The sequence below is a fragment of the Streptomyces sp. SM10 genome, from assembly GCF_002910915.1.
Lineage (GTDB): Bacteria > Actinomycetota > Actinomycetes > Streptomycetales > Streptomycetaceae > Streptomyces.
Genome location: NZ_NEUF01000052.1, coordinates 22,692 through 45,142, shown reverse-complemented (window position 1 = coordinate 45,142; position 22,451 = coordinate 22,692). Strand labels below are relative to the sequence as shown.

The following is a 22,451-nucleotide window of genomic DNA, read 5'->3' as shown; positions in this document are numbered from 1 at the left end:
CGGGCGACCCGCAAGGCCACCGCCCCGGCAGGCTCGCCGTCAGGGGCCGACGAGGCCGCGGTCGTCGTGGTCGCGGGCGACTCCGAGGCGACCGGCGCCGCCGGCGCCGAGGCTTCGGAATCGGAAGCTCCGGTGAAGAAGGCCGCTGCGCGGAAGACCGCGAAGAAGGCCACGGCGAAGAAGGCGGCCACCAAGAAGACCGCCGCCAAGACGGTCGCGAAGAAGACCGCCGCGAAGAAGACGACCACCAAGAAGGCGGCGGCGAAGAAGACCGTCGCCGCCGAGCAGTCGTCGCCCTCCGCGGCAGCCTCCGCGCGTACCGGCGAGAGCGAGTAGCCGAGCCGCTGACGGCCCCACGTGTCCCGCCCCGAGCGCTTCGGGGCGGGACACGTGTGTTGTACCGGCCCCGGGTCGCCCGACAGCGGTGGAACCTCATCCCTGCGCTACATATGTCCATATGTGTCATGATTCGATGCATCCCTGGTATGGCAGGGCGAGGAGCGCGCGATCCGCGCACTCGTCAAGGAGGTCGTCGATGGCGAGCATCAACGAGCAGCCGGTTCCCGCAGCCAGTCCCGTCATCGGGGAGGCCGAGATCGAGGCCGTGGTCCGTGTGATGCGCAGCGGTCGCGTCGTGCAGGGTCCCGAGGTCGCGGGCTTCGAGGAGGACTTCTCCGGCCTGGTGGACGGACGGCACTGCGTCGCGGTCAACTCCGGCACATCGGCCCTTTACCTGCTGCTCCTCGCCCTGGGCATCGGCAGGGGCGACGAGGTGATCGTCCCCTCGTTCTCCTTCGCGGCGTCCGCGAACGCGGTACGGCTGACCGGTGCCGACGTGGTCTTCGCCGACATCGAGCGGGGGAGCTTCGGCCTCGACCCGGCCGCCGTGGAGGCCGCGATCACGCCCCGCACCGCCGCGGTCATGCCGGTGCACCTCTACGGGCACCCGGCCGCGATGGGCCGGCTCATGCGCGTGGCCGACGAGCACCGCCTCGCCGTGGTCGAGGACGCCTGCCAGGCGCACGCCGCGGCACTGGACGGGACTCCGGTCGGGGCGTTCGGTGCGGGCGGCGCCTTCAGCTTCTACCCGACCAAGAACATGCACTCCCTCGAGGGCGGCATGGTCACCACCGCCGACCCGGCACTGGCCCGGACCCTGCGCCTGCTGCGCAACCAGGGCATGGAGCAGCGCTACGCCAACGAGATCATCGGTGCCAACCTGCGGATGACGGACGTCTCCGCCGCCGTCGGCCGCGTGCAGCTCGCCAGGATCGGGGAATGGACCGAGCGGCGCCGGGCCAACGCCGACCACCTCGACACGCACATCACCGCTCCCGGCGTCACCACGCCGCCGGTCGCCGAGGGCGCCCGGCACGTCTACCACCAGTACACCGTGCGCGTCCCCGGCTCCCGGGACTCCGCGGCGGCGCAGCTGGCCGAAGCGGGCATCGGGCACGCGGTCTACTACCCGACGCCGATCCACCGGCTCAAGCCCTACTGGGAGCCGGACCAGAAGGCCGGCCGTCTCTGGGACCTCCCGGAGACCGAGCGGGCCGCCGCCGAGGTCCTCTCGCTGCCCGTGCACCCCTCCCTCGGCCAGGAGGACCTGGAGCGGGTGGTCGCCGCCGTCAACGCTCTGGAGGTGGTCCTGTGAACGCCGGACTGAGGGCAGGTCTGATCGGCCTCGGCTCCATGGGCCGCCACCACGCACGTGTCCTGGACGCCCTGGAAGGCGTCGAGCTGGCCGGCGTCGTCGATCCGCTGGGCGACAAGAACGACTGGGCCCAAGGGGCACCCGTCCTGCCGGACGTCGAGGACCTCCTGGCCCTGGGCATCGACTACGCCGTCGTCGCCTGCCCGACGGGCCTGCACGAGGAAGTCGGCCTGAGACTCGCCGAGGCCGGTGTCTGCGTGCTCGTCGAGAAGCCGCTCGCGGACTCCGTCGAAGGCGCCCTGCGCCTCGTGGACGCCTTCGAGTCGCGGCACCTGACGGCGGGCGTCGGCCACATCGAGCGGTGCAACCCCGCCCTGCGCTCACTCCGCAGCCGCCTGGAGACCGGCGAACTCGGCGACCTCTACCAGGTGGTGACCCGGCGCCAGGGCCCCTTCCCGCACCGCATAGCCGACGTCGGAGTGGTGAAGGACCTGGCCACCCACGACATCGACCTGACGGCCTGGATGACCGGCCGGAGCTACGTGTCTATCGCGGCCCACACCGTGTCGAAGTCGGGCCGCCCGTACGAGGACATGGTCAGCGCGGTGGGCCGGCTCTCCGACGGGACGATGGTCAACCACCTGGTCAACTGGCTGAGCCCCCTCAAGGAGCGGTTCACCTCGGTCACCGGCGAGCGGGGCTGCCTCATCGCCGACACCCTGACCGCCGACCTGACGTTCTACTCGAACGCGGCGGTCGACACCGAGTGGGAGGCCCTGCGCGCGTTCCGTGGCGTCTCCGAGGGCGACATGATCCGCTACGCGATCGCCAAGCGTGAGCCGCTGCTCGTCGAGCACGAACTCTTCCGGGACGCCGTGCAGGGCCTCTCCTCCGACATCTGCACGCTGCGGCAGGGGCTGCGCACCGTGGAAGTGGCCGCCTCCCTGCTCGACTCGGCCAGGACGGGCCGCACGGTGGTCTTCGAGGCGGAGGAGGCTGTTCCCCATGGAGCCTGACCCGGACGCGGTGCCCCGGCTTCGCCGCGGGAAGATCGTCATGCTGGTCGAGAACGGTGTGAAAGGCGACTCCCGCGTACAGAAGGAGGCCCGGTCCGCCGCGGCGGCCGGCTGGGACGTGGTGCTCCTGGGCAAGTCGCCCGAGAAGAAGGCGAAGAGCTGGCGGCTGGGGGAGGCGCGGGTACGGCTGCTGCCGGTCGCGACGCCCCTGCACCGCCGCCGGCACGAGTACCGCCGGGCGTTCCTGCGCGCACCGCTCGCCTATCCGCCGGGCCCGCTGGCCGAGTACCGCAAGCAGCGGATGAAGGCGTGGCGCGCCGAGCTCAACCTCCAGGTCATCGAGACCGGGCGGAACGGCTCGGCCGTCGCGAGGGCGCGGCTGCTGCCCACGCGGCTGCTCGCCCGGGGCATGGGCAAGTGGGTCCGGCTGCGTGCCCGGCACACCGCCGCGCTGGAGCGCCGCCGCAAGGACATGGACACCCCGCTCGACCGGTTCACCACGGCCTTCTGGGTCCGGGCGATGGGGGAGAGGGCCTGGCGCCGGCTCGACCCGGGTCTCTGGGACCTGGAGCTCGCCTACGGCAAGGTCATCGACTCCCTCGAACCCGACCTGATCCACGCGAACGACTTCCGGATGCTCGGTGTCGGCGCACGCGCCAAGCTGCGGGCCGAGGCCAGGGGCCGCACCGTACGGCTCGTCTGGGACGCGCACGAGTACCTGCCCGGCATCAAACCCTGGAACCCGCACCCGCGCTGGCACGTCGCCCAGTGCGCCCACGAGCGGGAACACGTGAAGTACGCGGACGCCGTCACCACCGTGTCGGGGACCCTGGCGCAGATGCTGGCCGAGCACCACGGGCTGAGTGAACTCCCGGAGGTGGTGCTCAACGCCCCCGACGCCGTGGTTCCCGCGGACCGGGCCGCCGAGCCGGTCCCCGACCTGCGGGCTCTGTGCGGAATCGGCCCCGAGGTGCCGCTGGTGGTCTACAGCGGCTCCGCCGCACCCCAGCGGGGACTCGACATCATGGTCGAGGCTCTGCCGCACCTGCCCGCCGCGCACGTCGCGTTCGTCGTCCCGCGCGGCGACTCGCCCTACGTGCGGACGCTCGGAGGGCGCGCCGTCGCGCTCGGCGTGCGGGACCGCGTGCACGTGCTGCCGTACGTCCCCCACGACCAGGTGGTCCGTCACCTGGCCGCGGCGGACGTCGGGGTCATCCCGATCCACCACTGGCCGAACCACGAGATCGCCCTGATCACCAAGTTCTTCGAGTACTCCCACGCCAGGCTCCCCCTCGTCGTCAGCGACGTCCGGACGATGGGAGGGACCGTCGCCACCACCGGGCAGGGCGAGGTCTTCACCGCCGAGGACGTCGCGGACTACGTACGGGCGGTGGCCGCGGTCCTCGCCGACCCGGGGCGCTACCGGGACGCCTACGACCGGCCGGGCATGCTCACGGAATGGACCTGGGAGACGCAGGCGGCGGTCCTCGACGGCGTGTACTCCCGGCTCGTCGAGGGCGCCCGTACACCGGTGGGCGGCGGGCGGATGGCCCCGGTGACCTCATGACCGTATGCCCCGACGTCACCGTGATCGTGGCGGTGTACAACACGATGCCCTACCTGACGGAGTGTCTGAACTCCCTGGTGGGGCAGAGCATCGGGCCGGAGCGCCTCGAAGTGATCGCGGTCGACGACGGCTCCACCGACGGTAGCGGAAGCGAACTCGACCGGTTCGCCGAACGATATCCGGATGTGGTCACCGTGCTGCGCCAGGCCAATTCGGGCGGCCCCGCCGCCCCCAGCAACCGTGCTCTGGACCGGGCCACCGGACGTTTCGTCTACTTCGTCGGCTCCGACGACTACCTGGGCGAAGAGGCCCTGGAGCGGCTGGTGGCCTATGCGGACACGCACGGATCGGACGTCGTCGTCGGTCGGATGGTCGGAGTCGGCGGACGGTACGTGCACCAGAAGCTGTACGCGCACAACGCCCCCGACATCAGTCTGTACGACTCGCCCCTGCCGTTCACTCTGGCGAACACCAAGCTGTTCAGACGTGAGCTGGTGGAGAAGCACCACCTGCGCTTCCCGGAGGACCTGCCGGTCGGCAGCGACCAGCCGTTCACCATCGAGGCGTGCGTGCGCGCGCGCAGGATCTCGGTGCTCGCCGACTACACCTGCTACTACGCGGTCAGGCGTGGCGACTCGAGCAACATCACCTACCGGGCCGACCACCTCGCCCGGCTGCGGTGCACGGCCCGCATCATGGACCACGCGGCCGGCCTGGTCCCGGCCGGTCCCCGCCGGGACGCCCTCCTGGCACGCCACTTCGCCTGGGAGCTCTCCAAGCTCCTGCTGGCGGACTTCGCCGCACTCGACGTCGACACCCGGCGGCACCTGTGCGACGGGCTCTCCGCGCTGCTGGACGCCTACTACACCGACGCGCTGCGCGACAGCACGGGAGTGAGGCGCCGGGTGCGCTTCGGCCTGGCCGGGCGCGGGGCCGTGGAGGCCCTCACCAGCGCCATCGCGGACGAGTCCGCGTACGGTGCCCCGCCCTTCCGGCTGGAGGGCGACCGCGCCTTCGCCGAATACCCGGGATTCCGGGACCCCGTGGTGGGCCTGGACGACCGGTACTACGAGGTCCTCGGCGAGACGGTGGCCGGCCGGCTGGCGGCGGGTACGGAGTTCGAGTCCGCCGACTGGGAGCAGCAGGGCGCGGACCTCTGGCTCACCGTGCGGGTGCGGCTCGGTGTCGTCGGGGACCTGTCCTCGGCGGTGGTCGTCCTCGCGCAGGGAGCCATGCCGCCGAGCGCGGACGGGCCGGGCGCCCGCAGGATGCGGCCGGAGGACCGGCTTGCCCAGGCACCCGGCGAGTTCACCGCCGCGGCGACCGAGGACGGGCGCGCCACCCGGATCCGCGGCCGCGTCCCGGTCCCCGCCGTCCGGGCGAAGAAGGGGGTCCGCGTCCACGTCGACGTCGCGGGGGCGGCCTACGAGATCCCGGTGAGGACCGGCGGACGGCCCATGCCGCTGGCCCGCCGGTGGGGTGAGGCCGAGCCCTACCGCGTCGCGGCCAGACCGAACACCAAGGGCCGGCTCGTGATCACGACAGCTCCGCTGGTGGAGTCCCGGGACGGACCGGGTACCAGGCTGTGGAGGCTGTTGAGACCGAAGAGAAGGCGAAGCCGATGAACATCTGTGTAGTGGCGCTGGGCAAGATCGGGCTCCCGCTCGCCGTGCAGTTCGCCGCCAAGGGCCACACGGTCATCGGCGCGGACGTCGACGAGGAGGTCGTCGGCCTGGTGAACTCGGCCACCGAGCCGTTCCCCGGCGAGCGCGACCTGGACGTCAGGCTCAAGGAGGCCGTGGGCGCCGGCCTGCTCTCCGCGACGACGGACACCACGGCCGCCGTCGCGGCGTCCGAGGCCGTCGTGGTCGTCGTCCCGCTCTTCGTGGACTCCGGGGGCGCCCCGGACTTCGGCTGGATGGACGCGGCGACGAAGGCCGTCGCCGCGGGCCTGCGCCCCGGCACTCTCGTCAGCTACGAGACCACCCTGCCGGTCGGCACGACCCGCAACCGCTGGGCGCCGATGCTGGCGGAGGGATCCGGCCTCACCCCCGGACGCGACTTCCCTCTCGTCTTCTCCCCGGAGCGGGTCCTGACCGGCCGCGTCTTCGCCGACCTGCGGCGGTACCCCAAGCTCGTCGGAGGCATCGACGAGGCGTCGACGCTGCGCGGCGTCGAGTTCTACGGGGCGGTGCTCGACTTCGACGAACGCGACGACCTGCCCCGCCCCAACGGTGTCTGGGACCTCGGCACGGCGGAGGCCTCCGAGATGGCGAAACTCGCCGAGACCACCTACCGGGACGTCAACATCGGTCTGGCCAACCAGTTCGCCCGCTTCGCCGACCTGCACGACATCGACGTCGAGCAGGTCATCGACGCCTGCAACAGCCAGCCCTACAGCCATATCCACCGGCCCGGCATCGCCGTCGGCGGCCACTGCATCCCGGTCTACCCGCAGATGTACCTGTGGAACGACCCCGGGGCGACCGTGGTGCGCGCTGCCCGTGAGGCCAACGCCGCGATGCCCCGGTACGCCGTGGACCTGCTGGCCGCTGCCTACGGCGACCTGGAGGGCGTAGGGGTCCTCGTGCTGGGCGCCGCCTACCGCGGCGGCGTCAGGGAGACCGCGTTCTCCGGCGTCTTCGGTGTGGTCCAGGCACTCCGGGAGCGCGGCGCGGTGGCCTTCGTGTCGGACCCCCTCTACAGCCCCGGGGACCTGCGGTCCCTGGGCCTGGTCCCGCACGAGAACCAGGCCGTCACCGCGGCGGTCGTCCAGACCGACCACCCCGAGTACCGCGAGCTGTCCGCGCGGAGCCTGCCGGACGTCCGCGTCCTCGTCGACGGACGCCGCACCACGGACCCGGCGCTGTGGGAGGGCGTGCGCCGCGTGGTCATCGGCGGCTGACCCCGCGGGTGCCGGACGCGGCGGGACGGGGAGCCGTCGTACGCCTCAGAGCGCCCGCGCGACGCGTTCCGTCAGCACGCCGTCGTCCTCGTCGTGCAGTGCGCCGGTCCGCGGGCACTCCCAGACCCCCGGCTCCTCCACTCGCTCGACGAGCTTGACGCCGGACCGCCCCACCCAGCCGATCCGGCGGGCCGGTACGCCTGCGACCAGGCCGAAGTCCGGAACGTCCTTGGTCACCACGGCGCCGGCCGCCACCATGGCCCAGCGTCCGATCCGCAGGGGCGCGACACACACGGACCGTGCGCCGAGCGAGGCGCCCTCGCTCACCTTCACGCCCACGGCCTCCCAGTCACCGTCGCGCTTCTGCCTGCCCCCGGGGTCGACCGAGCGCGGGTTGCGGTCGTTGGTGAGGACGACGGCGGGGCCGACGAAGACACCGTCACCGAGCTCGGCCGGCTCGTACACCAGGGCGTAGTTCTGCAGCTTGACGTTGTCCCCGATCCGCACATCCGTGCCCACGTAGGCACCGCGGCCGATCACGCAGCCCTCGCCGAGCCGGGCGCCCTCACGGATCTGGGCGAGCTCCCAGACACTGCTGCCGTCCCCGATCCGGGCACTCTGGTCGACCTGTGCGGTGGGCTGGACCTTGTACGTCACGTCAGCACCTTTCGGGGAACGGATCAGGACAAAGAGTACGTTCGATCCGCTCCGTACCGACTCGCACCCGCCCGCGTCCACCGTGTGCGCGGCGGGGAACCCGGTTTGACCCCCTGCGGTCCGCCCCGTAATCTTGACCCTCGGCGTGTTTCTGTGCGCCTACCCCCTGAGCACATCCCTCCCGGTGATCCGTCCCCGGGGGAGGCCGCTCATCCTTCCGGACTGTCGCGGGCCCCGGCCTGCGCGGGCGGCTGGCATCAGGGGATCCGTTCCGAGTGAGAGAGAGATCCGCGTGTACGCCATCGTGCGCAGCGGTGGTCGCCAGCACAAGGTTGCTGTCGGCGACATCGTTGAGGTTGACAAGATTTCCACCGCCAAGGTTGGCGACACGGTCGAGCTCTCGACCCTGCTCGTTGTCGACGGCGACGCCGTGACCAGCGACCCGTGGGTGCTGGACGGCATCAAGGTCCAGGCCGAGATCGTGGACCACCACAAGGGCGCGAAGATCGACATCCTTCGCTACAAGAACAAGACCGGTTACCGCCGTCGCCAGGGTCACCGCCAGCAGTACACGGCGATCAAGGTCACCGGTATCCCCGCGGCTGCGAAGTAAGGGACTGAGGAGACATGGCACACAAGAAGGGCGCATCGTCCACTCGGAACGGGCGCGATTCCAACGCTCAGCGGCTCGGCGTGAAGCGCTTCGGCGGTCAGGCCGTCAACGCCGGTGAGATCCTGGTCCGCCAGCGCGGCACCCACTTCCACCCGGGCACGGGCGTCGGCCGTGGCGGCGACGACACGCTGTTCGCGCTGACCGCCGGTGCGGTGGAGTTCGGTACGCACCGTGGCCGCAAGGTCGTGAACATCGTTCCCGTCGCTGCCTGATCCAGGCAACGGCGAGACGACACAGCACCTTCCGAGGGCGGATCTCAGCTTTCCCGGTAAACGGGGAAGCGGGTCCGCCCTCGGCGCGTTACGTCAAGAGACATTCCCGTATCTTTTCCGCAGTACCTGGAGGCACCCACCCATGACCACCTTCGTGGACCGCGTCGAGCTGCATGCCGCCGCGGGTAACGGAGGCCACGGCGTGGCCTCCGTGCACCGTGAGAAGTTCAAGCCGCTGGGCGGCCCGGACGGGGGCAACGGCGGACGCGGCGGCGATGTGATCCTCGTCGTCGAGCAGGCCGTCACCACACTGCTGGACTACCACCACCACCCTCACCGCAAGGCCACGAACGGCCAGCCCGGCGCCGGTGACAACCGTTCGGGCAAGGACGGCCAGGACCTGGTGCTGCCCGTCCCGGACGGCACCGTCGTGCTCGACAAGGCCGGCAACGTCCTCGCGGACCTCGTCGGCCAGGGCACCACCTTCGTCGCGGGCCAGGGTGGCCGCGGCGGCCTCGGCAACGCCGCGCTGGCCTCGGCGCGCCGCAAGGCGCCCGGCTTCGCGCTGCTCGGCGAGCCCGGCGAGAGCCGGGACATCGTCCTGGAGCTCAAGACCGTCGCCGACGTCGCGCTCGTCGGCTACCCGAGCGCCGGGAAGTCCTCGCTCATCTCCGTGCTGTCGGCCGCCAAGCCGAAGATCGCGGACTACCCCTTCACGACCCTCGTGCCCAACCTCGGCGTGGTCACCGCGGGCTCGACCGTCTACACCATCGCGGACGTCCCGGGGCTCATCCCGGGCGCCAGCCAGGGCAAGGGCCTCGGTCTGGAGTTCCTGCGCCACGTCGAGCGCTGCTCCGTGCTCGTGCACGTCCTGGACACCGCCACGCTGGAGTCCGACCGCGACCCGCTCTCCGACCTGGACATGATCGAGGAGGAGCTCCGGCTCTACGGCGGTCTCGAGAACCGCCCGCGCATCGTCGCCCTCAACAAGATCGACATCCCGGACGGCCAGGACCTCGCCGACATGATCCGCCCGGACCTGGAGGCACGCGGTTACCGCGTCTTCGAGGTCTCGGCCATCGCGCACAAGGGCCTCAACGAGCTCTCGTACGCCCTCGCCGGGATCATCGCCGAGGCGCGCGCCAGCAAGCCGAAGGAGGAGTCGACCCGGGTCGTCATCCGTCCCAAGGCCGTCGACGACGCCGGTTTCACGGTCACCGTGGAGGACGACGGCATCTACCGCGTCCGCGGCGAGAAGCCCGAGCGCTGGATCCGTCAGACCGACTTCAACAACGACGAGGCCGTCGGCTACCTCGCGGACCGGCTCAACCGCCTCGGTGTCGAGGACGCGCTCCGCAAGGCGGGCGCCCAGGCCGGCGACGGCGTGGCCATCGGCCCCGAGGACAACGCGGTCGTCTTCGACTGGGAGCCGACCATGGCCGCCGGTGCCGAGATGCTGGGCCGCCGCGGTGAGGACCACCGTATGGAGGCTCCGCGCCCCGCCGCGCAGCGCCGCCGCGAGCGTGAGTCCGAGAAGGATGTCGCGCAGCGTGAGTACGACGAGTTCGACCCCTTCTAGGCCTGCCTGCCGGGCGCCCCTGTCCTGCGGGGGCGCCCGGCCCGGTTTCACCGGGAACTGCCAGGTGGAGGCGGTGCGCTGCCCGCTCATGTGCGGATTGCGTAACACGTCTGTGGAGTCCGTCACCAGGGGCCGGGGCGGCGGAGCCGTCAATCTGCCTGGCCAGACGGTGAACTGCAGGTTTCCCAAGGGCAAGGGACGGTAAACGTCCACCTTGCGAGACGGTCGCGGAGAGTGCGACCATCACACTGTTCCCCCCTGTCATCGCAAGGTAGGTCGTCTGTGTCTGTGCCGCATGAAGCCAAGCCCCGGACCACAGCGGTCGTGCTCGCCGGTGGGACCGGTCAGCGTGTGGGACTGTCCATCCCCAAGCAACTGCTGAAGATCGCCGGTAAGGCAGTCATCGAGCACACGCTGACCATCTTCCAGAACGCCGAGGACATCGACGATGTCATCGTGCTGATGGCGCCGGGCTTCGTACCCGACGTCGAGAAGATCGTCGCCAAGGCCGGGCTGACCAAGGTCATCAAGATCATCGAAGGTGGCAGCACCCGGAACGAGACCACCGAGCGTGCCATCGAGGCCCTCGGTGAGGGGCTCGCCGAGGGAGAGGACCGCAACGTCCTCTTCCACGACGCGGTCCGCCCGCTCCTGTCGCAGCGCGTCATCAAGGACTGCGTGGACGCCCTCGGCCGGTACCAGGCGGTGGACGTCGCCATCCCGTCCGCCGACACGATCATCGTGACCCGCACCCACGGCGAGGACGGCGAGTTCATCACCGACGTCCCGGACCGGTCCCGGCTGCGCCGCGGCCAGACCCCGCAGGCGTTCAAGCTGTCCACGATCCGCAAGGCGTACGAGGTCGCGGCAGGCGACCCGAACTTCCAGGCCACCGACGACTGCTCGGTCGTCCTGCGGTACCTCCCCGACGTGCCGATCTTCGTGGTCGCGGGCGACGAGTACAACATGAAGGTGACCCAGCCGGTCGACGTCTTCATCACCGACAAGCTCTTCCAACTGGCCTCCACCGCGGCCCCCCGCCAGGCCGACGAGGCCGCCTACCGCGAGCTGCTCTCCGGCAAGACCCTGGTGGTCTTCGGCGGTTCGTACGGCATCGGCGCCGACATCGGCACCCTGGCCGAGCAGTACGGCGCCACGGTGTACGCGCTGGGCCGCTCCACCACCGGTACGCACGTGGAGAACCCCGAGCACATCGACGACGCGCTGTCCAAGGCCTACGCCGAGACCGGCCGCATCGACTACGTCATCAACACCGCGGGCGTGCTGCGCATCGGCAAGCTGGCCGAGACGGACAACACGACGATCCAGGAAGCGCTGAACGTCAACTACCTGGCCCCGGTGCAGATCGCCCGAGCCTCGTACAAGTACCTGGCGGAGACCCAGGGGCAGTTGCTCCTGTACACCTCCAGCAGCTACACCCGGGGCCGTGCCGAGTACAGCCTCTACTCCTCCACCAAGGCCGCGATGGTCAACCTCACCCAGGCGCTGGCCGACGAGTGGGCGGGCGAGGGCGTCAGGGTCAACTGCGTGAACCCGGAGCGCACCGCGACCCCCATGCGGACCAAGGCGTTCGGCCAGGAGCCGGAGGGCTCGCTGCTCTCCTCCGAGGCCGTGGCGCGCACCTCGCTCGACGTGCTCCTGTCCGCGATGACGGGTCACGTCATCGACGTACGGCAGCAGGACCCGACCCGTGATGTCACCGAAGCCTCGGGCTTCGAGCAGGCGCTGGCCTCGGTGCTGGACCGTCAAGAAGATGTGTAATAATTCTTGACAATTGTGCTTTTACGGGCCTCCGGATTCACTGAAAGGTGATTCCGGGGGCCCGTGTGCGTGAAGCCGAATCTTCACATTTCCCTCAATACGTGAATCAACCGGCACCCCCTGGAGCAGGTTCTTCGTGATTTCGACAGCCATCCGCCTGGCCCGTGTGGGCAGTCGGTCAGAACTGGCGGCAGCGATACTGATGATGCTGGGATATCCCTGCGTCATGATCGCCGCTCTTCTCCCCGATATCTGGTTCTTCGCGGCGGCCACGGCTGTCACGTACATCGCGGACTGGTACCTGCACCAGCGCGGCAGCTATCTGGTCAACAGGCTCGGAAAGGTGCGGGCGGGGCTCTCCATCCGCTTCCTGCTCCGTCAGCTGATGATCATCCTGCTCCTGGCCCGGCTGGACCTCGCCCAGGAGCCGCTGTTCTACGCGGCGGTCGCCTGCTTCCTTCTCTTCTACGGTCTGCAGGCTCCGCACGGCGCGCTCACGACGCTGATCCGGCTGCGCCGCAGCCTGCCGATCGTCACCCGCAACGTGGACCTGCACGGCGTCCGCATCCCCAACGGCCCGCCGCGCGCGCTGCTGCACCGCGCCAGCGAGAAGATGCTCCACCTCGACCTCCCCGCGGTGGCGGGCGTCCTGATCGCCGCCGGCACGGGCGAGGACATGATCGGGTACATCGGCGCGGCCGTCACGCTGCTGCTGGCCCTCGGCTACAACGCCGTGCTCGTCCCGTACCTGCGCAAGAACCGGCAGGCGCCCTCGGCCCCCGCCGTGCTGAAGGCGCTGGACACCTGGCTGGGCGAGTACCAGCCGACCGTCGTGCTCTACTTCTCCGGCTCCAGCGAGTCCGCCTACCAGGGCAACATGTGGCTCGAGACCATGGCGGCCGTCGAGGGACGCCCGCTCATCGTCATGCGCGAGCGCAACCTCGTGTCGCAGCTCGCGGACACCTCCGTACCCGTCGTCTGCGTTCCCGCCGGCACCCACCTGATGAACCTGGACCTCTCCACCGTCCGGGTGTGTCTGTATCCGGCCAACGTCGGCAAGAACATCCACATGCTGCGCGTCCCGACGATGAAGCACGTCTTCATCGGCCACGGCGACAGCGACAAGCTGGCCAGCGTCAACCCGTACTCCAAGGTCTACGACGAGGTGTGGACGGCCGGCCGTGCGGGCCGCGACCGCTACGCCCTGGCCGACGTCGGCATCCGCGACGAGGACATCGTCGAGGTCGGACGGCCCCAGCTGGCGCCGATCGAGAGCTGGACCGGCACCACCAGGAACCCCGTCCCGACGGTGCTGTACGCCCCCACCTGGGAGGGCTGGGACGACAACCCCGGCAACACGTCGCTGCTCCTGGCCGGCGAGCACATCGTCCGCCGCCTGCTCACGGCCGACAGCCCGGTCCGGGTCATCTACAAGCCGCACCCCTTCACCGGTATCCGCAGTGCCAAGGCCAAGGCCGTCGACACCAGGATCCAGAATCTGATCGCCACCTCCGCGCAGAAGCGCGCCGCCGAACCGCGCTGGGTGAAGGAGGCCGCCGCCGCGGCGGCCGGCCAGGGTGAGGCGAAGGCGGAACTGGTCCGCATCGAGGCCCGTCTGGAGGAGCTGGCGAAGCCGGGCCGCGCCGGTGGCGACGAGGCGGACGAGTCGCGTCTCGCGCTCGCCGACCCGGCTCGCCAGGCCGAGATCACCACCCTGCGGGCCGAGTGGAACGACGCCTACTGGCGCTCCTTCGGCTGGTGGCAGCACATGACGGTGACCGGCGCGCAGCCGAAGCTGTACGACTGCTTCAACCAGTCCGACGCCATGGTCTCGGACATCTCCAGCGTGGTGTCCGACTTCATCGCGAGCGGGAAGCCGTACGCGGTCACGGACTCGGCCGAGCTGGGCGCGGAGGAGTTCAAGCGTCAGAACACCGCCGTGAGGGCGGCCGTCATCCTCTCCAACAGCGCCGCGGAGATCGACGAACTGCTGCGGGCCGTCGCCGATCCGGCCGCCGACCCGCTGGCCGAGGCCCGGCATGAGCTCAAGACCTACCTGCTGGGTCCGGACGAGCCGACCTCCATGGAGCAGTTCAACGCCGCGGTCCACGCGCTGGCGGCCAAGGCGGAAGCACGGAACATCGGTGTCGCGCAGCGCGTCGGCGGGCAGCAGCCGGCCGCCCCCCTGCCGGACGCCGAGGCGGAGTCCAGCGGTGCGGGCGACGGCACGGCCGAGATCATCGCCGAGGCCGACGCCGCGGTCGACCCCGACGTGCCGGACGCTCCGGACGTGCCGGAGGCCGACGCCGGCATAGGAGCGGGTCCCACGGCGATCCGCTGAACCAGGGGGTGTCCGGCCGGCCACGGAACGTGAGAGTGGCGACCGGACACCGATGCGTTCACCTGGTGTTATCCATCCATTATCGCCCGGTTCGAATGTCGTCCGATTTTCGACACAACCCACACGACGGCCCGTCCGTCTCCTCCTGAGGGAGGGGAACGTACGGGCCGTTCGGCGTGTCCGTGCCTGGAACGGGGCGTGTGCCATCATTCCATCGTTTCTCCTGATTGATGCGTTTTTGTGTGAACCGGGGAGAAATGGGCACCACCGCCGCACCAGATGTGACCGTGATCATCGGCGCCTATGAGGCGATGCCGTATCTGATCCGCTGCCTGGAGTCCGTCGATGCGCAGACGCTTCCGGCCGGGCGCATGGAGATCGTGGCGGTCGACGACGGCTCGACCGACGGCACGGGGGAGTACCTGGAGGAGTTCGCCGCCCGGACCGCCATCGACATGCGCGTCGTCCGCCAGGAGAACTCCGGAGGCCCCAGCGGCCCGCGCAACGTCGGCATCGGGCTCGCCCGCGGCCGGTACGTCTTCTTCCTCGACGCGGACGACTACTTCGGCGAGGAAGCCCTGGAGCGGATGGTCGCGATGGGCGACCGGGCCGGAACCGACGTCGTGCTCGGCAAGGTGATCGGCGTCAACCGGGGGGCGCCCAAGTCGATGTGGTCGCGGACCGAGGAGCGCGTCGACGTCCACCGGTCCAAGGTGATCTACACGCTCAGTGCCCAGAAGCTCTTCCGGCGTGACCTGCTGGAACGGATCGGGCTGCGCTTCGACGAGCGGCTCGAGACCGGCGAGGACGCCCTCTTCACGATGGAGGCGTACCTGCGCGGCGCCGGCGTCTCCGTCGTCGCGGACTACGTCTGTTACCACCTCGTCGGCCGAGCCGACGGCAACCACGCGACCAGGAGGGGCGGTTACACCCTTCGCTTCGACGCGATGGAAGCCATGATGGCGCTCATCCACAGGCTGGAGCCGGCCGGCCCGAAGCGCGACCAGCTCATGGTCAGGCCCTTCACGGTCGGCATGCTCCAGCAGTTCGCCACCGGCCTGCTGAGGCAGCCGCCGGACGAGCAGCGGCACAAGATGGAGCTCGCGGCTCCTCTGATGCGGAGCTACTGGACGGACGGCGTCGCCCGCCGGATCAAGGTGGCCGAGCGGCTGAGGCTCGCCTGTGTCGCGCGCGGCCGCCTCGACCTGCTGACCGACGTGTTGAGGTTCCTCCGGGGAGGAGAGGTCCCGGAGCTCGTGCGTTCGGACCGCGGCGACAAGCTCTTCCTCGCCTATCCGTACTTCCGGGACGAGGCCGCCGGACTCCGGGAGTCCGACTACGAGGTCACGGTGCCCGACTGGCACGGCGACGACCGGGTCAGGCGGCCGAAACGCGCGCGGGGGACGGCACCGCAGCAGCCGTCCACGGCGCGGCGCGCCGTCCGGCGGCTGCGCAGGGAGATCCGTGGCTGGCGCACGCGCCTGAGCCTCGGCTGAGGGCCGGGGCGCCGCCCCCCCTGGTCCAACCGGCCCGCACAGAGGGCCGTTCGCGTCCCTTGTGCGCGTCCGGTGGCGGAACTTCGGGAGATGCAGAGACAAACTCCTACAATATTCATGATCCGTCGCAAGATCTACATATCATCGTCGGAACAGGAACAACGTGAAGGCTCTCGTACTCTCCGGTGGGGCGGGCACCCGTCTTCGCCCCATCACGCACACGTCGGCCAAGCAACTGGTTCCGGTGGCGAACAAGCCGGTCCTCTTCTACGGGCTGGAAGCCATCGCGGAGGCGGGGATCACCGACGTCGGCATCATCGTCGGTGACACGGCGCCGGAGATCCGGGAGGCGGTCGGTGACGGCTCCGCGCTCGGCATCGACGTCACGTACATTCCGCAGGACGAGCCGAGAGGGCTCGCCCACGCGGTCCTCATCGCCCGTGACTTCCTGGGGGACGACGACTTCGTCATGTACCTCGGTGACAACTTCATCGTCGGCGGCATCGCGGGACTGGTCGAGGAGTTCCGCACGGAGCGCCCCGAGGCCCAGATCCTGCTGACGAAGGTGCCCAACCCCACCGCCTTCGGTGTGGCGGAACTCGACGCCGAGGGCCGGGTGGCCTCCCTCGAGGAGAAGCCGAAGGAGCCCAAGAGCGATCTGGCGCTCGTGGGCGTCTACCTCTTCACCCCGGCCGTCCACGAGGCCGTGCGCTCGATCGAGCCGTCCTGGCGCGGCGAGCTGGAGATCACCCACGCCATCCAGTGGCTGATCGACCATCAGCACGACGTCCGCTCCACGACCATCTCCGGGTACTGGAAGGACACCGGCAACGTCACCGACATGCTGGAGGTCAACCGCTCCGTCCTGGAGACACTGAAGCCCAGCACGGAGGGGACGGTCGACGCGAGCAGCGAGATCATCGGGCGGGTGCGGATCGAGGCGGGGGCGCGCGTCACCAGCAGCCGCATCGTCGGCCCGGTGATCATCGGCGCCGACTCGGTCATCAGCGACGCCTACGTCGGCCCGTTCACCTCGGTCTCGGAGGGATGCCGGATCGAGGACAGCGAGATCGAGTACTCCATCGTCCTGCGTGGCGCGTCCGTCTCCGGTGTGCGCCGCGTCGAGGCATCACTCATCGGCCGGGACGTCGAAGTGACCCCCGCGCCCCGCAACCCGTCCGCCCACCGACTGGTGCTCGGTGACCACAGCAAGGTGCAGATCTCTTCATGACCACCCACATCCTGGTGACCGGCGGGGCCGGATTCATCGGCTCCCACTACGTTCGTACCGTGCTGGGCCCCCAGGGACCGGGTGATGTCGCCGTCACGGTGCTCGACAAGCTCACGTACGCGGGCAACCCGGCCAACCTCGACGAGGTCCAGGGCCATCCGGGCTTCACCTTCGTGCAGGGCGACATCTGCGACGCCGAGCTGGTCGGCAAGCTGATGGCCGAGCACGACCAGGTGGTGCACTTCGCAGCCGAGTCCCACGTGGACCGCTCCATCGACGGCGGCGCCGAATTCGTCCGCACGAACGTCGTGGGCACGCACACCCTGATCCACGCCGCGCACCTGGCGGGCATCAAGACCTTCGTGCACATCTCGACGGACGAGGTCTACGGGTCGATCGACGAGGGCTCCTGGCCCGAGACGCACCCGCTGGAGCCCAACTCGCCGTACTCCTCGGCCAAGGCGTCCAGCGACCTGATCGCCCTCTCGTACCACCGCACGCACGGCCTGGACGTGCGGGTGACCCGCTGCTCCAACAACTACGGGCACCACCACTTCCCCGAGAAGGTCATCCCGCTCTTCGTCACCAACCTCCTCGACGGCAAGACCGTGCCGCTGTACGGCGACGGCGCCAACGTGCGCGACTGGCTGCACATCGACGACCACGTCCAGGGCATCGAGCTGGTCCGCACGAAGGGCCGCGCGGGCGAGGTCTACAACATCGGCGGCGGCACCGAGCTCTCCAACAAGGAGCTCACGGGACTCCTCCTGGAGGCCTGCGGTGCCGACTGGGAGACCAGTGTCACCTACGTCGAGGACCGCAAGGGACACGACCGCCGCTACTCCGTGGACTGCACGAAGATCCGCGAGGAGCTCGGCTACGAGCCCCGCACGGACTTCGTCACCGGCCTTGCCGAGACGGTGCAGTGGTACCGCGACAACCGCGTGTGGTGGGAGCCGCTGAAGGACCGGGCGGCGCTGTAGGAATCGGCGGGGCGGGGGGCTCCGGCCGGCGGGCGGAGCGAGCCGGAGAGGGACGTGGAGGCCGGTCACCGCCCGGTGCGGCGTCACCGCGCAAGGGCCGGTTCACGGTCACGGCAACAGGCACGACGGAAAGCGGGATGCGGTATGAGCGGCAGCTGGTTGGTCACAGGCGCGGGCGGGATGCTCGGACAGGACGTCCTGGCGAGGCTGGCCCGGGACGGCGGGTCCACCGTGGGCCTGGACCGAAAGGCCCTGGACATCACCGACGCGGACGCCGTGCGCAGGGCGGTCGAGGAGCACGGCCCCGCCGTGATCGTCAACTGCGCCGCCTGGACCGCGGTGGACGACGCCGAGACCCGGGAGGACGAGGCGCTGCGCATCAACGGCGACGGCCCCCGCCTCCTCGCCGAGGCCTGTGCCGAGCGTGGAATCGTACTGATCCAGGTCTCCACCGACTACGTGTTCGACGGAGCGGGCGGCGAGCCCTACGCGGAGGACGCCCCCACCGCACCCCGCAGCGCGTACGGGCGTACCAAGCTGGCCGGGGAGGAGGCGGTCCTCTCGCTGCTGCCCGACACCGGATACGTCGTCAGGACCGCCTGGCTCTACGGCGCGGGAGGAGGGAACTTCGCCCGCACGATGATCAAGCTCGAAGGCATCAAGGACACCCTCGACGTCGTCGACGACCAGCTCGGCCAGCCCACGTGGACCGTCGACCTCGCCGACCGCCTCGTACGTCTGGGGCAGGGAGCCCTGGCCCAGACGGCGCCGGCCGGTGTCTATCACGGGACCAGCGGTGGCGAGACGACCTGGTTCGGCTACACGCGGGCCATCTTCGAGCAGCTGGGCGCGGATCCGGAGCGCGTCCGCCCGACCACCAGCGCGGCGTTCGCGAGGCCGGCGCCCCGTCCCGCGTACAGCGTGCTGGGGCACGACCGCTGGACGAGGGCCGGTATCGAGCCCATCAGGGACTGGCGGGAGGCGCTCGCCGAGGCATTTCCGGATCTGCGCGCGGCCCGGTGAGCTTCTGATGATTGCCGACTGTCGCCCGGACGCAGTAAGTTCACTGCCCATCGGGCCGGTCGATGCACAACAAAAACGCCTTTGGCGCGCAGGCTGTTCCTGAGCCGGCGAGGCCAGGCGAAACGGATCTGCACCTCTGGATTCCTGAAGCGCAGCTCGGCCGGACTTCGGGTGCCACACTCACCATCGTGACGCCTGGGCAGTGTTCCACACGGAAGGGGATCCGTAACATGGCAACACAGACGGCTGCGAAGAGGATGGTCAGGAAAATTGTCGGTGAGGCGGGGTGGAAGCAGCTGCGTCGCTATCGGCGAAAATTTGCGGGTGCGCCCACTCCCGTGCCTCGTCCCGCCAAGCCCGTGGGAATCGAGGCGATCTCGGACGACCTGTGCGAGCTCGCCAAGCATTTCGGGACGGACAAATGGGGAACCCATCGATATGCGCAGCACTACCAGCGGCACCTTCAGCATCTGAAGGGTGACTCCATCAACCTGCTCGAGATCGGTGTGGGCGGGTACAGCAGGGCGGGTCAGGGCGGCGCCTCCCTGCGCATGTGGAAGCACTTCCTCCCGAACGCCCAGATCTTCGGGATGGACATCCAGGACAAGTCCTTCGTCGACGAGGACCGGATCACGACCTTCATCGGTGACCAGTCGGATCCGGGCTCCCTCGTCGGTGTCGCCTCGAAGATCGGCACGCTGGACGTCATCATCGACGACGGGAGCCACCTCAGCCCGCACATCCTCACCACCTTCGAGACGCTCTTCCCACTGCTCCGGGACGGCGGCGTCTACGCCGTCGAGGACACGCAGACCTCGTACTGGCCGGAATGGCAGGGCAGCGAGGACCGAAGCGACCCGAAGACGAGCATGTCGATGCTGAAGAGGCTTGCCGACGGCCTGAACTACGAAGAGTTCGTGGACGTCGACTACGAGCCGTCCTACAGCGATCTCAACATTGTGGGGATGCACTTCTACCACAACCTGGTCATCATCGAGAAGGGTAAGAACGCCGAGGGAACGAACAAGAAGCGGGTGCTCAAGAAACGCTACAGCCAGGACGGCATCAAGCCCTGAATTCTTGGACCGGGTGCCCCTTTCCGGACTCGGCCGGGCCCTGGAATCCGCTGGACGGATTCGGGGTCCCGTGGCCAGGTTTCTCCTCTCCTGTTCCCGGTCACTCAGCGTCCCCATCCGATTACTGGACATCTGCCCGTGTGAGGCGACTTCGCCATCGATATATCCTGGCGGGCGGGCGCTCCGGGTGGGGTACGGCGCCGACTTATCGATTACCAAATGGGGTTCTGCATGTCCGTCAAGGTCAGCGTCGTCATTCCTGTCTACAACCCTGGTGAGTACATCGAGGACTGCATCTCCGCGCTGTTGAGGCAGAGCCTGCCGGAGGACGAGTACGAGGCGATCTTCGTCGACGACGGTTCCACGGACGCCACCCCCGCGCGCCTGGACGAGATCGCCGCCGCGCACCCGAACATCCACGTGGTCCACCAGGAGTCGTCGGGCTGGTCGGGCAAACCCCGAAACGTCGGAACGGCCCTGGCCAAGGGCGAGTTCGTCATGTACGTCGACAACGACGACTGGCTGGGCGACGAGGCGCTGGAGCGGATGTACCGCTACGGCGTGGAGAACGGCGCCGACGTCGTCATCGGCAAGATGGCGGGCAAGGGCCGTCCGGTCCCGGTGGAGCTCTTCCGGATCAACCGCCCGCGGGCCAGCGTCTCCGACGCCCCGCTGATGGACAGCCTGACGCCGCACAAGATGTTCCGCCGGGAGTTCCTGGAGAGCAACAACATCACGTTCCGCGAGGGCCGCAGACGCCTCGAGGACCATGTCTTCGTCGTGGAGACCTACCTCCGGGCCGCGAACATCTCCGTCCTCAGCGACTACCTGTGCTACTACCACATCAAGCGGGAGGACGCGTCGAACGCCGGCTTCCAGCGCTTCGACCCCGTCGGCTACTACGGCAACCTCCGTGAGGCTCTGGACATCGTCGAGAAGTACACGGAACCGGGCGCGCTGCGGGACAGCCTCTTCCGCCGCTGGCTGCGCAACGAGATGGTGGAGCGGCTTCGCGGCAAGCGCCTGCTGAACCTTCCCGAGGACTACCGCCAGGAGATCTTCACCGCCATCCGAGGCGTGGTCACCGAGCGCTTCGGACCGGGCGTCGCGGCCGGTATGCAGCCCACCCAGCAGATAGTCGCGGCTCTGGTCGTGGACGACCGGCTCGCCGACATCGAGGAACTGGCACGGTGGGAGGCCGGGATCAGGCCTGTCGGGCGGCTCGACAGCCTCGGCTGGCACGACGGTGCGCTGAAGGTCGGCTTCACCGCCGAGTACCAGGTGTCCGACCAGCCGATGACCTTCCGCTCGGAGGGAGGCGAGGACCTCCTGGACCCGCCGCTCGCCGAGGAGACGCTGGCCAGGATCGCCGGTCTCGGCGTCAGCACCCTGGCACCCGTGGAGAGGTCCAAGGTCGACCTGGTCGTACGGGAACGGTCCACGGCCGCCGAGTTCTTCCAGCCGGTCGAGTTCACGCGGGAGCGGATCCCGGTCGGGGGCGACTCCGCTTTCCGGCAGGAACTGCGGGCCACCGCGACGGTCGATCCGGAGACGGCCGCCAACGGCGCACCGCTCGGCAAGGGCATCTGGGACATCTTCGTCCGGATCAGCTCCTGCGGCTGGACCAAAGAGGCCCGGCTGGGATCGACGCGTGCCGACCAGGTCGAGGACGGGCGGCGCGGCGCGCTGAGCGGTCCCCCGCACCGGGTCGTCCTGCCGTACTGGACCGAGCCGCACGGCAACCTCTCGCTCGACGTGGACCTCGCCACCAGCCGCATCGACCGGGACGTCAAGGTGCTCGCCCCGAAGGACGTCCTGGTCGGCGGCGGACGCGTCGAGCTGCCGATCCCCGTCGAGGCGGACCGCACCGCGGAGAGCGGGGCCGTGGCCCTGCGCTTCAAGGCGGCGGGTGTCGCGGCGGTCCGCACCGAGGGCGTGCTCACCGCACGTCCGAAGGGCGCCGTGCTCACCGCGGACCTGCCCGACGGACTGCTCCCGGGCCACACCTGGGACATGGGACTGGGCCTGCCGTCGGCGCGGCGGGGCAAGCCGCGCTGGACGCCCCTTCCCACCGCCCTCCTGATCGCTGCCGACGGCACGATCACCACGGGGGCGGCCGGTACGCCGAGCGTCGCGCCGGCCGTGGTGCAGAGGCCCGCCGCCCCGAAGAAGAAGAGCTCCTTCCCCAGCCGTGTGGCAGGACGGATCAAGCGCGGCCTGTTCCGCTGAGGGCGTGTCCGCCGGGCGGCCGGGAAC

The 22,451-nt window shown here is 69.7% G+C and carries 17 protein-coding genes and 1 pseudogene; 17 read left to right on the top strand and 1 reads right to left on the bottom strand.

Annotation, left to right across the window (positions count from 1 at the left end):
* The 6 genes and pseudogenes from B9S57_RS06910 to B9S57_RS06885 all read left to right on the top strand — a co-directional run.
* A pseudogene (locus B9S57_RS06910) lies at positions 1-336 on the top strand (ribonuclease E/G); the annotation flags it as partial.
* Between the two features lie 199 nt (positions 337-535).
* Complete coding sequence (locus tag B9S57_RS06905; protein WP_103514637.1) at positions 536-1,654, top strand: DegT/DnrJ/EryC1/StrS aminotransferase family protein; 1,119 nt, start codon at positions 536-538, stop codon at positions 1,652-1,654.
* The gene (locus tag B9S57_RS06900) at positions 1,651-2,670 is read left to right on the top strand and encodes a Gfo/Idh/MocA family protein (RefSeq protein ID WP_103514636.1); all 1,020 of its coding nucleotides are present in this window, start codon (positions 1,651-1,653) and stop codon (positions 2,668-2,670) included. Before B9S57_RS06905 ends, B9S57_RS06900 begins: the two co-directional genes overlap by 4 nt.
* Positions 2,660-4,237: a glycosyltransferase family 4 protein gene (locus tag B9S57_RS06895; RefSeq protein WP_258036264.1), complete on the top strand. Its 1,578-nt coding sequence runs from the start codon at positions 2,660-2,662 to the stop codon at positions 4,235-4,237. The genes B9S57_RS06900 and B9S57_RS06895 overlap by 11 nt, the downstream gene beginning before the upstream one ends.
* On the top strand, positions 4,234-5,862 hold the full coding sequence (locus tag B9S57_RS06890; RefSeq protein ID WP_103514635.1) for a glycosyltransferase family 2 protein: 1,629 nt from the start codon (positions 4,234-4,236) through the stop codon (positions 5,860-5,862). Before B9S57_RS06895 ends, B9S57_RS06890 begins: the two co-directional genes overlap by 4 nt.
* The gene (locus B9S57_RS06885; RefSeq protein WP_103514634.1) at positions 5,859-7,142 is read left to right on the top strand and encodes a nucleotide sugar dehydrogenase; all 1,284 of its coding nucleotides are present in this window, start codon (positions 5,859-5,861) and stop codon (positions 7,140-7,142) included. The genes B9S57_RS06890 and B9S57_RS06885 overlap by 4 nt, the downstream gene beginning before the upstream one ends.
* Before the next feature lie 45 nt (positions 7,143-7,187).
* Here the strand turns inward: B9S57_RS06885 and B9S57_RS06880 are convergent, their stop codons facing one another.
* Positions 7,188-7,799, bottom strand: coding sequence for an acyltransferase (locus tag B9S57_RS06880; protein ID WP_103514633.1), 612 nt, complete (start codon positions 7,797-7,799; stop codon positions 7,188-7,190).
* A gap of 292 nt (positions 7,800-8,091) precedes the next feature.
* Between B9S57_RS06880 and rplU the strand changes: the two genes are divergently transcribed.
* The 11 genes from rplU to B9S57_RS06825 all read left to right on the top strand — a co-directional run bounded on the left by rplU (position 8,092) and on the right by B9S57_RS06825 (position 22,424).
* Entirely contained in the window at positions 8,092-8,412 is a 321-nt protein-coding gene (gene rplU, locus B9S57_RS06875; protein WP_015577124.1) for a 50S ribosomal protein L21, read from the top strand.
* A gap of 14 nt (positions 8,413-8,426) precedes the next feature.
* Positions 8,427-8,684: a 50S ribosomal protein L27 gene (rpmA, locus tag B9S57_RS06870; protein ID WP_014045902.1), complete on the top strand. Its 258-nt coding sequence runs from the start codon at positions 8,427-8,429 to the stop codon at positions 8,682-8,684.
* Positions 8,685-8,826: 142 nt separating this feature from the next.
* Positions 8,827-10,263 carry a GTPase ObgE gene (obgE, locus tag B9S57_RS06865; protein WP_103514632.1) on the top strand — a complete coding sequence of 479 codons (1,437 nt, stop codon included), beginning with the start codon at positions 8,827-8,829 and terminating at the stop codon, positions 10,261-10,263.
* A gap of 282 nt (positions 10,264-10,545) precedes the next feature.
* Positions 10,546-12,045 carry a bifunctional cytidylyltransferase/SDR family oxidoreductase gene (locus tag B9S57_RS06860; RefSeq protein WP_103514631.1) on the top strand — a complete coding sequence of 500 codons (1,500 nt, stop codon included), beginning with the start codon at positions 10,546-10,548 and terminating at the stop codon, positions 12,043-12,045.
* A gap of 136 nt (positions 12,046-12,181) precedes the next feature.
* On the top strand, positions 12,182-14,386 hold the full coding sequence (locus B9S57_RS06855) for a hypothetical protein (protein ID WP_103514630.1): 2,205 nt from the start codon (positions 12,182-12,184) through the stop codon (positions 14,384-14,386).
* A 257-nt stretch (positions 14,387-14,643) separates the two neighbouring features.
* Positions 14,644-15,882, top strand: coding sequence for a glycosyltransferase family A protein (locus B9S57_RS06850; protein WP_103514629.1), 1,239 nt, complete (start codon positions 14,644-14,646; stop codon positions 15,880-15,882).
* A 163-nt stretch (positions 15,883-16,045) separates the two neighbouring features.
* Positions 16,046-17,113, top strand: a complete 1,068-nt coding sequence (locus B9S57_RS06845) for a glucose-1-phosphate thymidylyltransferase (RefSeq protein ID WP_103514628.1) — start codon at positions 16,046-16,048, stop codon at positions 17,111-17,113.
* Positions 17,110-18,096, top strand: coding sequence for a dTDP-glucose 4,6-dehydratase (gene rfbB, locus B9S57_RS06840; RefSeq protein WP_103514627.1), 987 nt, complete (start codon positions 17,110-17,112; stop codon positions 18,094-18,096). The genes B9S57_RS06845 and rfbB overlap by 4 nt, the downstream gene beginning before the upstream one ends.
* A 144-nt stretch (positions 18,097-18,240) precedes the next feature.
* Positions 18,241-19,119: a dTDP-4-dehydrorhamnose reductase gene (gene rfbD / locus B9S57_RS06835; protein ID WP_103514626.1), complete on the top strand. Its 879-nt coding sequence runs from the start codon at positions 18,241-18,243 to the stop codon at positions 19,117-19,119.
* Positions 19,120-19,457: 338 nt separating this feature from the next.
* The gene (locus B9S57_RS06830; protein ID WP_219818553.1) at positions 19,458-20,195 is read left to right on the top strand and encodes a class I SAM-dependent methyltransferase; all 738 of its coding nucleotides are present in this window, start codon (positions 19,458-19,460) and stop codon (positions 20,193-20,195) included.
* 231 nt (positions 20,196-20,426) lie between these two features.
* Positions 20,427-22,424, top strand: a complete 1,998-nt coding sequence (locus B9S57_RS06825) for a glycosyltransferase family 2 protein (protein ID WP_103514639.1) — start codon at positions 20,427-20,429, stop codon at positions 22,422-22,424.
* Positions 22,425-22,451: the final 27 nt, after the last annotated feature.